Below are 12,654 nucleotides of genomic sequence, written 5' to 3'. Positions count from 1 at the left end.
CTACGCCGCTTGTCCGGAATGACGGCGTTGAAATGCCAAAGCACTCACCGCGCCGCCTGGGCCGCCCGCCAGATCAGCCATTGCCGCTGCCATGCCGGCAGCGTGATGATCGTGCGGTAAGGGTCGTAGCCCGAGCGCTCCATGCGCCTGAGATAAGGCTCGACCAGCGCCACCGGCAGGAAAGCCGGCGCGACCGCCGTGGGCACGCTCTCGCGCAATTCACGCAGCTTCTTGAGATGGCCGCGCGCGAACTCGCGCATCTCCTTCAGCGAATAGAGCACGCCGGGACCACCGCGCCCGCGCACGATGTCGTCGCGCGTAACGCCGTTGCGGCCGAGAATATCGGCTGGCAGATAGACCTGCCCCGCAGCCGCATGCCACGGGAAGGCGCGCATCAGCCCGCAAACGGCATAGGCGACGCCGGCATGACCGCAGGCCGCAGCCCCGCCGGGATCGCGGCCATTGGCCAGCACGATCGAAGCAAGCCGGATCAGGGCGCTTGAGGTCTCGCCGACATAGCCTTCGAGATCGCGCCGGGACGGCATCGGATCGTCATAAAGATCAAAGATGCGCGCCTCGATCAGTCCGGTCAGCGGAGCGATCGGCAGGCGGTAGCGCGCTATGGCGTCGAGCAGGGCGGCAGCGACGGGATGGGCCTGCGCCTGCCCCTTCTCCTCGCCTTCCAGCAGATCGCGCCACCATTGCATGCGGACCTCGCCCGGCAGCGGCTCGCTGACCAGAGCCCGGACGCGGGCGATCTCGTGGCTGAAGGCATAGAGCGCAAACAGGCCGGGCCGCTGCGATTCGGGCGCGTAGAGCGTCGCGATGTAACGATCATGGTCGTGCTCGCGCACCAGCGCCGTGCAATGGGCGTAAGCGTCGTGCAGCGCCAGCGGCGCGGTTTCGCTGCGATCGTCGGTCTTGGTGGTCTGCTGCGTCATCTCAGCCTCGGCCTGCTCATGCGGGTCGGCCTCGTCGTTTGACGCAGTGTAGGACAAGCATGACGCCGCTGGCTACGCCCGCCGCACATGGCGACCACGCGGATCGCAGACTTATCCGCGCAAGCGGTTCAGTCGACCGCGATCAGCGCCGCCGCGACGCGCCTGTCCTCCCCGACGAGCACGTTGTAGGTCCGCGCCGCCGCCCCCGTCGCCATGCCCTCGATGGCGATGCCGACCTCGCGAAAGCGCTCGCGCAGGGCAGCGGGAACGAAGACGATCTCGCGGCCCGTGCCGATCAGCAGGAAATCGATCGTGCTGGCCTCGTCGAGCACCGGCTGCAGCGTCTCGGGCGTGATCTGCGCAAAGCTCGTCACCGGCCAGATCCGGATGCCCGCCGGCGTCGCCAGGATCGAGCCGCGATGGCTCATATCGGCGAAGCGGAAGCCCCCTGCCCCGAAGGCGTCGAGCTGATGCCGGCCGGGAACGAAGCCGTCGAAAATGGCCACGCCAAAGGCCCGGTCAGGCCTTCGCCCTGGCGCCGGCAGCGGGCCTTTCATCAAGTTCGTCGGCCCGGCCCGACGCACGCACATCCATGTAGAGCAGCACCGGCGTCGAAACGAACATCGCCGAATAGGTGCAGACCACGACGCCAAAGAGCATGACGAGCGCGAAGCCCTCAATGGCGCTGCCGCCGAAGAAGACCAGAGCCAACAGCGACAGGAACGTCGTCGTCGCGGTCATGGCGGTGCGCGACAAGGTCGAGTTCACCGAGAGATCGAGCAGTTCGCCGACCGGCATGGTCTTGTAGCGGCGCAGCAGTTCGCGCGTGCGGTCGAACACCACGACCGTCTCGTTCAGCGAATAGCCGACGATGGTCAGGATCGCCGCGATCGAGGTCAGGTTGAATTCGAGCTGGGTGATCAGGAAGAAGCCGATCGTCAGCACGATGTCGTGCAGCGTGCCGATGATGGCGCCGATGGCGAGCGGCATCTCGAAGCGGAACCAGAGATAGATCAGCACGCCGACGATCGCGAGCACGACGCCCAGCGTGCCCGCCTGGACCAGTTCGCCGGAGACGCGCGGCCCGACGGTCTCGACGCGGCGGAAATCATAGGTCGAGGCGAAGGCTTCGCGCGCCTTGACCACGACAGCCTGCTGCGCGATCTCGCCGCCCGGCTGGAGCGCGAAGCGCATCGAGATTTCGCCGCCAGAGCCGAACTCCTGCACCTCGGCCTCGCCGAAGCCGAGGCCGTGGGCGGTCGCGCGCACCTGCGCGATCTCGGGCTTTCCGCTCTTGGCCTGCATCTCGATCAGGGTGCCGCCCTTGAAGTCGATGCCGAAATTCAGGCCGACCGTCAGGAACAGCGCGATCACCAGCACCGAATAGGCGGCCGAGAACGGGTAGCTGAAGCGGCGAAACTTGACGATCTTGAAGCGGGTGTTGTCGGGAACGATGCGAAGCAGACGCATGCGCTTTTCTCCTGAAAAGAGGTTGCGTCTAGAACGGAAGGTGCTTGGGGCGGGCCCAGCGATACCACAGCGCGATCAGCATCCGGGTCAACGTCACCGCCGTGATCACGGTGGTGAGGATGCCGAGGATGAAGACGACCGCGAAGCCGCGCACCGGGCCCGAGCCCAGCGAAAACAGCGCGACCGCTGCGATCAGCATGGTGACGTTGGAATCGATGATGGTCGCGAAGGCGCGCTGGAAGCCGGCCTCGAGCGCGGAGACGAGCGAGCGACCCTGGTGCTCCTCCTCGCGCATGCGCTCATAGATCAGCACGTTGGAATCGACCGCCGTGCCGATGGTCAGCACGATGCCGGCGATGCCCGGCAGCGTCATCGTCGCGCCCAGCACCGACATCAGCCCGAAGATCAGGCAGACATGGACCAGCAGCGCGACGCTCGCGATCAGCCCGAACACGCCATAGGTCGCCAGCATGTAAAGGATCACCAGCGCGGTCGCGATCAGCGTCGCGATCTTGCCGGCCTGGATCGAGTCGGCGCCGAGGCCGGGACCGACGGTGCGTTCCTCGACGATGGTCATCTTGGCCGGCAGTGCGCCCGCGCGCAGCAGGATGGCGAGGTTGTTGACCGATTCGACGGTGAAATTACCCGAAATCTGACCTGAGCCGCCGGTGATCGGCGACTGGATGACCGGCGAGGAGATGACCTTGTTGTCGAGCACGATCGCGAGCGGACGGCCGAGATTTTCCGTCGTCGCCTGACCAAAGCGCTGCGCGCCCCGGATATTGAAGCGGAAATTGACGATCGGCTGGCTGGAGCGCTGATCGAAGGCCGGTTGGGCGTCGATCAGGTCCTCGCCCTCGACGATGACGCGACGTTCGACGGGGACGAGCTGGCCGTTGGCGTCCTGCGAGGGCAGCATGTCGACATCGCCGCCCTGATTGTCGGCGACCATGCGGAACTGGAGCTTGGCGGTCTGGCCGAGGATATCCTTCAGCCGCTGCGGGTCCTGAAGACCCGGCACCTGCACGAGAATGCGGTCCAGCCCCTGGCGCTGGATATTGGGTTCTGTCGTGCCAAGCGCATCGACGCGGCGGCGCAGCACTTCCATGGCCTGTTCGACGGCGCGGCGGACGCGCTCATTGGCGCCGGCTTCCGTCACCGAGAGCTGGACCAGACCGTCAGGCTGTTCGGCCACCTCCATGGTGTTGTTGCCGGAGGGGCCGAAGGCGCCGAGCGTACCGACCGGCTGGGCGAGTTCGCGCAGCTTGGGCAGCAGCTTGGCGCGGTCGGCGGCTTCCGGCACGCGCACCTGCACGCCGCGCGCCGTCACGCCGATGCCGCCCTGGAAGGAGATGCGCTCCTCGCGCAGGATGCGGCGCATGTCGTCGCGCAGCTGCGTCACCTGGCTGCGCACCAGATCGGCGCGGTCGATTTCCAGCAGCACATGCGAGCCGCCCTGCAGGTCGAGCCCCAGCACAACCGCGTGGATCGGCAGCAGGAAGCGGGGCACCCATGAGGGCGCGCCCTGTTCGATCGCCTTGCGCGTCTCGGGCGACAGCAGGTTCGGCAAAGCGAGCCCGCAGCCGAGGAACAGGACGAGGAGAACCGCGATGACCTTGCGGGCCTGGAAACGAAGCATCTGCGTGAACAGCCTTGTTGTCGCGCGACAGCCCCTCGGGGAGCCGTCGCGTCGTTCAGCTCTTGACCGGCTCGCCCTTGGCGCGGACGTCGGTGATCATGCCCTTGACGAGCTTCACCTTGACGCCCTCGGCGATTTCCGCCTCGATCTCGGCATCGTCGGAGACCTTCGTCACCTTGGCGACGATGCCGCCGGCCGTGATCACGGTGTCGCCGCGCCGGACGTTCTTGATCATCTCCTGATGCGACTTCACCCGCTTCTGCTGCGGGCGGATGATCAGGAACCACATGATGACGAAGATCAGCACGAACGGCACCAGCGACATCAGCATGTCGCCGGAACCGCCGGCGCCGAAGCCTTGGGCGAAAGCAGGGGTGATCACGAAAAGGCTCCTTCATCGCGGCGGCGCAGAAAGCCACCGGCCGCGGGGCGCGGCGGAAACTATGGTCAACTTGCCAAAATCGCGCGGACTATAGCCACGGACGGCGGTAAATCAATCGGAGGCGGCGGGTCACCCTGCCGCGCCCCTCACCTATGGGCTTCGCCCCATTCGCGCAATGGCCTTGCGCTTTGCCACAAGGTGCAGTTTACCGGTGCCGTCGAACCGTACCGTCGGGTACGGTTGATGCGGCTCCCTTTCAAGGCGCAGACCTGATGACCGATATCGCCACCGACCAGACCCTCGCCACCCTGCTGCGCATCGCATCCGCGCTGGAGCGCATCGCGCCCCCTGCGCGCAAGGCGGCCGACCTGACCACCGCCGACGCCTTCGTCTGGCACCCGGCCGGGGCAGAGCTCGCGCCCGTGGCGAAGGTCAACCGCGTCGCGCTGTCGCTGCTGCGCGGCGTCGACCGCGTCCGCGACACGCTGGCCGAGAACACCGAGCGTTTCGCGCGTGGCCTGCCCGCCAACAACGTGCTGCTCTGGGGCGCGCGCGGCATGGGCAAGTCCTCGCTGGTGAAGTCGGTCCATGCCGACACCAATCAAAGGCTCAAGGAAGAAGCGCTACCGCTCAAGCTGATCGAGATTCACCGCGAGGACATCGAAAGCCTGCCCGCACTGATGGGGCAGCTCAGAGCCGACGCGCACCGCATGATCGTGTTCTGCGACGATCTCTCCTTCGACGGCCAGGACACCTCGTACAAATCGCTCAAGGCCGCGCTCGACGGCGGCGTCGAGGGCCGGCCCGACAACGTCGTGTTCTACGCGACCTCGAACCGCCGCCATCTGCTGCCACGCGACATGATGGACAATGAGCGCTCGACGGCGATCAATCCGGGCGAGGCGATCGAGGAGAAGGTCTCGCTTTCGGACCGCTTCGGCCTCTGGCTCGGCTTCCACAAATGCAGCCAGGACGAATATCTCGCGATGATCGACGGCTATGTCGGCCATTTCGGGTTGGCCGTAGCGCCCGAGACGCTGCGTCAGGAAGCTCTGGAATGGGCGACGACGCGCGGCAGCCGCTCGGGCCGCACCGCCTGGCAGTACATCCAGGATCTCGCGGGGCGACTGGGGCAGCGACTGGAGGGGTAAGTCCCTTCTCCCCTTGGGGGGAAGGAAAAAAGGAAAGAACGGGGCGGCCTTTCCTGGGACCGCCCCGCCTTGTTCCGACCGGCGGGGTCTCGCGGGTGCCGGTCGAATTCCGCAGGATCAGTTGTTCAGGTAAGGCGTCGGGTCGACCGGCGAGGAGCCCTTGCGCAGCTCGAAATGGAGCTGCGGCGAAGCGACGTTGCCCGACTGGCCGGAGCTGGCCACGACCTGGCCGCGCTTGACGGCGTCGCCGCGCTTGACCTTGAGATCGCCATTGTGGGCGTAGGCCGAGACATAGCCGTTGGGATGGCGGATCAGGACGAGGTTGCCATAGCCCTTCAGTTCGTTGCCGGCATAGGCGACAGTGCCACCTTCGGCAGCCTTCACCGGGGTGCCTTCCGGCACCGCGATGTTGATGCCTTCGTTGCCCCCCTTGCCGCTATAGCCGGTGATGACGCGGCCACGGGCCGGCCAGCGGAAATCGGCCTTGTCGGACGCCTCTTCAGCAGCAGCCGGCGCTGGCGCGGCCTTGGGCAGGCTGCCGGTCGTCTTGGGATCCTGGACCGGCACGGGCGCCGGAACCGCCTCGACCTTCGGCACGGCCGTAACCTTCGCCGCGGGCGGCGCGCTGGCGACGATCGTCGGCTTCGCCTTCTCGGGCACAGGCTTCTTCACCTCGGCGACGACGGGCTTGACCACGACCGGAGCGGCTGGAGCCACGGCGACCTTCTTTGCCTCGGCCTTGGCCTTGGCTTCGGCTGCGAATTTGGCGCGCGAGTCGCGCATCGCCTGCGCGTCGGCAGTGGCTTTCGCCTTGGCTTCCGCGGCGGCGTTGGCTTTTGCTTCGGCTGCTGCCTGCGTCTTGGCGTGAGCCTGCGCGGTCGCTGCGGCCTGGGCTTTGGACTTTGTGTCGACCGCAGGCACGGTGACGCGGGCTGGCGGCGTGGGGGCGGCCGCGACGCGCGGGGCAGCGACCGGTGCGGCAACAGCGCGCGGCAACGGCTCGGAGCCGGCGTCGCTCTTGACCTGCGAATCCTGGGCGACCTGATGGCGCGGCGAGGACGACGACGCACCGGCTGCGTTATAGACCGGGATGGTCAGGCGCGAGCCCGGCGACACCGTCGGGCTGGAAAGCCCGTTCGCCGAGATCAGCGCCGCCTTCGGCACGCCGTAGCGCGACGAGATCATGTCGAGCGTTTCGCCCTGGGCGACGACGATCGGCGTGCCGCCCTGCGCGGACCAGCCAGAGGCCGAGCCGCCGGTGGGGATCGGCGCGGTGTTGCGCAAAGCGATGGCGGACTGCGGCGGCGGCAACGGCTGCGAGCGGACGGCGGCGGTCGAGGTCACCGTGCCGGTCGGCGCGCTGCCGGCGGCGCGGCCGATCGAGCCGGTCGTCGCGGGGTCGCGCGTCGGCGCCGAAGACTGCGCGGTTTTGAAGGGATTCGAGAACGGCGCCTCGGAGAAGCGCATCGTGTCCGATGAGCAGGCGCTGACGCCCAAAGCCAGCAGACAAACCGTCGACACACGAAGGACGACGCTGGGCTGGACCGATCCGAAACGGCTACGCCTGGCAACCTGGGTACGCATGGGACTGGCACTCACGAACAACGCAACTCGATAGCCAGCATTAAAGCCGCGTTCAGGTTACGAAAGCGTTTCGCCTCGCCAGACCCCGTTCATTTTTCGGGAGCGTCGCCTGCAACGCTCAAAGCGCCCGGGCCAGCCCCTGCGCCAGCGGCGGCAGACGCACCGCCGGACCCAGAGCATGGTCGAAGCCGCCATCGCCAAGCCGTGTCACCACGACGCGTCGTGCAGCGCCCTCGACGCGCAGCGCGCCCACGAGGCGTCCGCCGGGCGAAAGGCGCATCAGCAACGCTTCGGGAATGGCATGGGCGACGCCGTTGACGAGGATGCGGTCGAAGCGTCCCAGCGTCCGGTCGGGCTGGAGCCCGTCGGCATGGCGCAGGTCGATCGCCTTGTCATAGCCGCTGCCGGCGACGCGTTCATGGGCCGCCAGCGCCAGCGTGCGGTAGCGCTCGAGCGAGACCACCTCCCCGCCCATCGCCGCCAGCAGCGCCGCGACATAGCCCGAGCCGGTGCCGATCTCGAGCACGCGCGCCGAGGGCTGCATCTCCAGCGCGGTCAGGAGGCTTGCGACCGTATGGGGGGCCGTCATGGTCTGCCCGCAGGGCAAGGGCACCGAGACGTCCTGCCGCGCCAGATCGGCAAAGCGCGACGGCGCGAAGCGTTCACGCGCGACCTTCTCCATCGCGCGCAGCACGGTGAGATCCCGCACGCCCTGCGCCCGCAGTGAGAGCAGGAAGGCGACGGTACGCTCGCCCTCGCTGGATGCGGCGTCGTCGGTCATGCCCTCGTCGCCTTGCGCCATATTTCAGGGCTCAACGATACCGACCAAACACGCATCGTCATTCCGGGCGCAGCGCAGCGCAGACCCGGTATCCATCATAGAGGAGCGACAGCACCCTATGATGGATACCGGATCGGCGCCGCTACGCGGCTTGTCCGGAATGACGGCGCTGTTGGAAGCAGCGGAGGAGCGACACATAGTGCTCAAGCAAACACCTGCGCGAAGCGGGTCAGGGTCGGCTCGTGGGTCAGGTCGAGCTCGATCGGCGTGATCGAGATCTTCTTCTCAGAGAGCGCGCGCAGATCGGTGCCGTTGGCGGGCTCCGACCGGCTGCGCTGGAAGGCGATCCAGAAATAGGGGTTGCCGCGTCCGTCCTGGCGCGGCTCCAGCCTCATCAGTTCCTGGTCGCGCCGCCCTTGTGCGGTGACCGCGATGCCCGCGACCTCGCCCGGCGGCACATTGGGGAAGTTCAGGTTGAACAGGATGTCCTTGGGGATGCCCTCGGCCAGCAGCCGGCGGATGATGCCGGGCGCATGGTGGCGGGTGCAGTCCCAATGGATCTGGTCGCGGCCGGCAGGCCCATAGGCCTGGCTGACGGCGATCGAGGGGATGCCGAGCAGCGTGCCCTCCATCGCAGCCGCGATGGTGCCGGAATAGGTCACGTCCTCGGCGACGTTCTGGCCGCGATTGACGCCCGACAGCACGAGATCGGGCCGCTGGTCGATCATGATCGAGCGTGCGGCCATGATGACGCAATCGGTCGGCGTGCCAGCCACCGCATAGCGCTTCTCGCCGATCTGGCGCAGCCGCAACGGGTTCGACAGCGAAAGCGAATGGGCGACGCCCGACTGGTCGGTCTCGGGCGCGACAACCCAGACATCGTCGGAGAGTTCAGCGGCGATCGCCTCCAGCACGCTGAGCCCCTCGGCATGGATGCCGTCATCGTTGGTGACGAGAATGCGCATGATCAGCAGGCTTCCAAAGCAAAGCGCCGCCCGCAGGCGTCGGGCACAGGGAACCCCTCTCCTGTAAGGAGAGGGGCAGGGGTGAGGTGACGGCCGCTGAACCAGTGAGACATCGATGCAGACGGAAGCGGCGGTTGGCGAGAGCCATGAGCGGATAACGTCCGACCCCTCACCCCTGTCCCCTCTCCCTCCGGGAGAGGGGGACCCGCGCTTGATCCGGCGAAGGCAGCGAACATCACGCCCTCTCGATCTTCGTCACGCCGCGCATATAGGGCACCAGAACCTCCGGCACCGTGATCGAGCCGTCGGCGTTCTGGTAGTTCTCCATCACCGCGATCAGCGCCCGGCCGACCGCCGTGCCAGAGCCGTTCAGCGTGTGGACGTAAGGCAGCGCGCCCTTGCCGGGATGGCCCTTGGGCCGATACTGCGCGCTCATCCGGCGCGCCTGGAAATCGCCGCAGACCGAGCAGGACGAGATTTCGCGATAGGTCTTCTGGCCGGGCAGCCAGACCTCGATGTCGTAGGTCTTCTGCGAGGCGAACCCCATGTCGCCGGTGCACAGCGTCATCACGCGATAATGCAGATCGAGCTTCTTCAGCACGTTCTCGGCGCAGGACAGCATGCGCTCATGCTCCTCGCGCGATTTGTCCGGCGCGGTGATCGAGACCAGCTCGACCTTCTCGAACTGGTGCTGGCGCAGCATGCCGCGCGTATCGCGCCCGGCCGAGCCGGCCTCGGCCCGGAAGCAGGGGGTGAGTGCGGTGTAACGGCGCGGGAGTTCTTCCTCGGAGAGGATCGATTCGCGGACGAGGTTGGTGAGCGGGACTTCGGCGGTGGGGATGAGCCAGTGCTTCTCACTTCTAGGAAGAACAGCGGCAATTTCCCTCGCTATTTTTTGAATGCTCCCGAGTTTGAACACAAGCGGCTCGCCTGGTACAAAATTGTTCAGAGCTTCAACGAGATACGCGCGCTTATAGGCTATTTCTACAATTTCCTCGACAGAGAGCTGTCGTTCAACTGGGAACTGATCATCGCGAAACTTCGGCAGCTGCGCCGTGCCGAACATCGCGTCATCCCGCACCATCAGCGGCGGGTTGACCTCGGTGTAGCCATGCTCCTCCGTATGCGTATCGAGCATGAACTGCCCGATCGCCCGGCTGAGGCGGGCGACGCCCGCGTTCAGCACGACAAAGCGCGAGCCGGAGAGTTTCGCCGCCGTCTCGAAATCCATCTGGCCGAGCGCTTCGCCGAGCTCGAAATGCTCCTTGGGCGCGAAGTTATTGCCGAACAGCCTGCCGCCTGCGGCTTCCGGCTTGTCGCCATGCGCCGACTTCTCGACATTGCCGTGCTCGTCGGCGCCATCGGGCACGTCGTCATGGGGCAGGTTCGGGATCGCGGCGAGCTGTCCGTCGAGCGCGGCTTTGGCCTTGCGCTCCTCGTCCTCGAGAGCGCCCTGCCCTTCCTTCAGGCTGGCGACCTCGGCCTTGAGCTGTTCGGCGAGGGCCACATCCTTCGCGCCCATCGCCTTGCCGATTTCCTTCGACAGGGCGTTGCGGCGCTCCTGCGCGGCTTGAGCTTTCGCGATGGCCGAGCGGCGGGTGTCGTCGAGTTCGAACAACTTGCGCGACGAGGTATCCTTGAAGCCCCTGCGCTCAAGCCCCTTGTCGAACGCCTCGGCGTTCTCGCGAATCCATTTGATGTCGTACATCGTCGTCAGGCCATGCCATCGCTGCGAGGGTGGTCGCGTGATGCTCTAGACCGGGATCGCGGGCGATGGAACCACCATCGTTATGCGTTGCCCTTAACAACAACCTCCCCGTCATTCCGGACAAGCCGCGCAGCGGCGCCGATCCGGAATCCATCGTCGAGCACGACAGCGCCTTACGATGGATTCCGGGTGTCCGCTTCGCTGCGCCCGGAATGACGGTGTGGGTCAATCGAGGTGAGTGGTGTCGTAGAGGTCAGCCCAGGTCGGATTGCCCTTTTCGATGAGCGCGATCTTCCATTCGCGTTTCCAGCCCTTGACCCGTGTTTCCTGTTCGATGGCTTCGTCGGCGCGCTCGAAACGTTCGGCATAGACCAGATGCGCCACGCGATAGCGCTTGGCGAAGGTCGAGCCTCGCCCTTCCCGATGTTCGGTTATCCGCCGACTCAGGCTGTTCGTCACGCCGACGTAAAGCGTTCCGTTCCAGCCGCTCGCCATGATGTACAGCCACACCGCGAACACCCGCCCCCGTCATTCCGGACAAGCGGCGAAGCCGCGCCGATCCGGAATCCATCATAGGGCGCCACCGTGCCTTACGATGGATTCCGGGTCTCCGCTGCGCTGCGCCCGGAATGACGGCGCGTGCCTTGACAGCGTCCGGCCGTCAAACCTCGGCCGCTTCTTCCGCCGCCTTGTTCGCCGCGCGCTTCTTCTCGACATAGCCGACCGAGAAGATCGAGAGTTCGTAGAGCGCCAGCATCGGCACGGCGAGCATGAGTTGCGAGATCACGTCGGGCGGGGTCAGGACGGCCGCGATGACGAAGACGAAGACGATGGCGTAGCGGCGCTTGTCCTTCAGGAAGGTGACATCGATGATGCCAGCCTGCCCGAGCAGAGTCAGGATCACCGGCAGCTGGAACGAGATGCCGAAGGCGAAGATCAGCGTCATGATCAGCGAGAGATATTCGCTGACCTTGGGCAGCAGCGCGATGCCGGCCTGCGTTTCAGTCGCCGCCTGCTGCATGCCAAGCGAGAACTTCATCAGCACGGGCATGGCAAAGAAGAAGACCAGCGCAGCGCCGAGCGTGAAGAAGATCGGCGTCGCCGCGAGGTAGGGCGCAAAGGCCGCCTTCTCGTTCTTGTAGAGCCCCGGCGCGACGAATTTGTAGATCTGCGTCGCGATCACCGGAAAGGCGAAAAAGCCCGCGCCGAAGGCCGCGACCTTGATGTGGGTGAACAGCAGTTCGAGCGGGCCGGTGTAGATCAGCTGCGCATTCGCCGCGCTTCCGGCCGCCCAGACATAGGGCAGCACCAGCGCGTTGTAGATCTGCGTCGAGAAGGCGAAGCAGACGAAGAACATCACCAGGAAGGCGATCAGCGCCTTGATCAGGCGCGACCGCAACTCGATGAGATGGTCGATCAGCGGCGCGCGCGAGGCCTCGATCTCGTCCTCGCCGTCTTTCTTGCTATCAAGCGCGCTCATGCCGCATCGCCCTCACCCGGTTCAGCGGCCTTGGCCTTGCGCTTGCGCGGGGCCTTCGGCTTCGGCTCGGGCTCGGCGGCTGCGACGGGCGCAGGCTCGATCACGATTTCGGGCAGCGGATCAGGCAGCGGGAGCACGGCGAGCGTCGCCTCGGCTTCTTTCATCGCGGCGTCGTCGAGTCCGGTCGAGGCCGGGGGATCGGTCGGCATCTCGATAGGCTTGTAATCTGAGTTAATGGCTGAAGACACCGAGCCGCCGACATCCTCGACCTGCTTTTTCAGGTCGTGCAGCTCGGCCTCGCGCATCGCGTCATTGAACTGGCCCTGGAACTCGGTCGCCATGCGACGCACCTTGCCCACCGCCTGACCGACGGTGCGCATGGCTTTGGGCAGATCCTTGGGGCCGATCACGACGAGYGCGACCGCCCCGATCAGCATCAACTCGCTCCAGGCGATGTCCAACATCGATGGCTGGTCCTCTCAACCCCTCGCCGATCCGGCCGGGGGCGCGCCCGGCGCGCTTTCCGTTCGGCCGATATTGGCCGAACGATAAA

At 66.2% G+C, this 12,654-nt stretch carries 13 protein-coding genes; 1 reads left to right on the top strand and 12 read right to left on the bottom strand.

The window, feature by feature from the left end; all coding sequences use genetic code 11:
- Window positions 1-44: 44 nt before the first annotated feature.
- From AC1DZY_RS02385 to yajC, 5 genes are all read right to left on the bottom strand, one after another.
- A complete protein-coding gene (locus AC1DZY_RS02385) occupies window positions 45-941 on the bottom strand; it encodes a phytoene/squalene synthase family protein (protein WP_476818785.1) in 897 nt (298 codons plus the stop codon).
- Window positions 942-1,069: 128 nt separating this feature from the next.
- Window positions 1,070-1,498: an Mth938-like domain-containing protein gene (locus AC1DZY_RS02380; RefSeq protein ID WP_476818452.1), complete on the bottom strand. Its 429-nt coding sequence runs from the start codon at window positions 1,496-1,498 to the stop codon at window positions 1,070-1,072.
- On the bottom strand, window positions 1,461-2,411 hold the full coding sequence (gene secF, locus AC1DZY_RS02375; protein ID WP_476818451.1) for a protein translocase subunit SecF: 951 nt from the start codon (window positions 2,409-2,411) through the stop codon (window positions 1,461-1,463). Before secF ends, AC1DZY_RS02380 begins: the two co-directional genes overlap by 38 nt.
- A gap of 28 nt (window positions 2,412-2,439) precedes the next feature.
- Window positions 2,440-4,050, bottom strand: a complete 1,611-nt coding sequence (gene secD / locus AC1DZY_RS02370) for a protein translocase subunit SecD (protein WP_476818450.1) — start codon at window positions 4,048-4,050, stop codon at window positions 2,440-2,442.
- A gap of 55 nt (window positions 4,051-4,105) precedes the next feature.
- Entirely contained in the window at window positions 4,106-4,381 is a 276-nt protein-coding gene (gene yajC / locus AC1DZY_RS02365) for a preprotein translocase subunit YajC (RefSeq protein ID WP_476818784.1), read from the bottom strand.
- A gap of 323 nt (window positions 4,382-4,704) precedes the next feature.
- Here yajC and AC1DZY_RS02360 point away from each other — a divergent pair, with 323 nt between their 5' ends.
- The gene (locus AC1DZY_RS02360) at window positions 4,705-5,583 is read left to right on the top strand and encodes an ATP-binding protein (protein WP_476818449.1); all 879 of its coding nucleotides are present in this window, start codon (window positions 4,705-4,707) and stop codon (window positions 5,581-5,583) included.
- A gap of 117 nt (window positions 5,584-5,700) precedes the next feature.
- Here the strand turns inward: AC1DZY_RS02360 and AC1DZY_RS02355 are convergent, their stop codons facing one another.
- The 7 genes from AC1DZY_RS02355 to tatB form a co-directional block, all read right to left on the bottom strand.
- Window positions 5,701-7,050 (bottom strand): peptidoglycan DD-metalloendopeptidase family protein, encoded by a 1,350-nt coding sequence (locus AC1DZY_RS02355; protein WP_476818448.1) that lies wholly within the window; start codon window positions 7,048-7,050, stop codon window positions 5,701-5,703.
- Between the two features lie 235 nt (window positions 7,051-7,285).
- Entirely contained in the window at window positions 7,286-7,948 is a 663-nt protein-coding gene (locus tag AC1DZY_RS02350) for a protein-L-isoaspartate O-methyltransferase family protein (RefSeq protein ID WP_476818447.1), read from the bottom strand.
- A gap of 203 nt (window positions 7,949-8,151) precedes the next feature.
- A complete protein-coding gene (surE, locus tag AC1DZY_RS02345; protein WP_476818446.1) occupies window positions 8,152-8,913 on the bottom strand; it encodes a 5'/3'-nucleotidase SurE in 762 nt (253 codons plus the stop codon).
- 235 nt (window positions 8,914-9,148) lie between these two features.
- Window positions 9,149-10,621: a serine--tRNA ligase gene (serS, locus tag AC1DZY_RS02340; RefSeq protein WP_476818445.1), complete on the bottom strand. Its 1,473-nt coding sequence runs from the start codon at window positions 10,619-10,621 to the stop codon at window positions 9,149-9,151.
- Window positions 10,622-10,846: 225 nt separating this feature from the next.
- Window positions 10,847-11,116, bottom strand: coding sequence for a GIY-YIG nuclease family protein (locus tag AC1DZY_RS02335; protein ID WP_476818783.1), 270 nt, complete (start codon window positions 11,114-11,116; stop codon window positions 10,847-10,849).
- A 166-nt stretch (window positions 11,117-11,282) separates the two neighbouring features.
- On the bottom strand, window positions 11,283-12,101 hold the full coding sequence (tatC, locus tag AC1DZY_RS02330; RefSeq protein ID WP_476818444.1) for a twin-arginine translocase subunit TatC: 819 nt from the start codon (window positions 12,099-12,101) through the stop codon (window positions 11,283-11,285).
- Window positions 12,098-12,565 (bottom strand): Sec-independent protein translocase protein TatB, encoded by a 468-nt coding sequence (gene tatB, locus AC1DZY_RS02325; protein WP_476818443.1) that lies wholly within the window; start codon window positions 12,563-12,565, stop codon window positions 12,098-12,100. The genes tatC and tatB overlap by 4 nt, the downstream gene beginning before the upstream one ends.
- Window positions 12,566-12,654 lie beyond the last annotated feature (89 nt).

The organism is Allobosea sp. P2_A10 (assembly GCF_056405115.1).
Note: the sequence above shows the minus strand (reverse complement) of the source record. Positions and strands in the feature narration are given on the sequence as shown.

Excerpts from the sequence above, each read along its gene's own strand:
- AC1DZY_RS02385 (WP_476818785.1), bottom strand. The coding sequence starts at position 941 with ATGACGCAGCAGACCACCAAGACCGACGATCGCAGCGAAACCGCGCCG.
- AC1DZY_RS02380 (WP_476818452.1), bottom strand. The coding sequence starts at position 1,498 with ATGAAAGGCCCGCTGCCGGCGCCAGGGCGAAGGCCTGACCGGGCCTTT.
- secF (WP_476818451.1), bottom strand. The coding sequence starts at position 2,411 with ATGCGTCTGCTTCGCATCGTTCCCGACAACACCCGCTTCAAGATCGTC.
- secD (WP_476818450.1), bottom strand. The coding sequence starts at position 4,050 with ATGCTTCGTTTCCAGGCCCGCAAGGTCATCGCGGTTCTCCTCGTCCTG.
- yajC (WP_476818784.1), bottom strand. The coding sequence starts at position 4,381 with ATGCTGATGTCGCTGGTGCCGTTCGTGCTGATCTTCGTCATCATGTGG.
- AC1DZY_RS02360 (WP_476818449.1), top strand. The coding sequence starts at position 4,705 with ATGACCGATATCGCCACCGACCAGACCCTCGCCACCCTGCTGCGCATC.
- AC1DZY_RS02355 (WP_476818448.1), bottom strand. The coding sequence starts at position 7,050 with ATGCGCTTCTCCGAGGCGCCGTTCTCGAATCCCTTCAAAACCGCGCAG.
- AC1DZY_RS02350 (WP_476818447.1), bottom strand. The coding sequence starts at position 7,948 with ATGACCGACGACGCCGCATCCAGCGAGGGCGAGCGTACCGTCGCCTTC.
- surE (WP_476818446.1), bottom strand. The coding sequence starts at position 8,913 with ATGCGCATTCTCGTCACCAACGATGACGGCATCCATGCCGAGGGGCTC.
- serS (WP_476818445.1), bottom strand. The coding sequence starts at position 10,621 with ATGTACGACATCAAATGGATTCGCGAGAACGCCGAGGCGTTCGACAAG.
- AC1DZY_RS02335 (WP_476818783.1), bottom strand. The coding sequence starts at position 11,116 with ATGGCGAGCGGCTGGAACGGAACGCTTTACGTCGGCGTGACGAACAGC.
- tatC (WP_476818444.1), bottom strand. The coding sequence starts at position 12,101 with ATGAGCGCGCTTGATAGCAAGAAAGACGGCGAGGACGAGATCGAGGCC.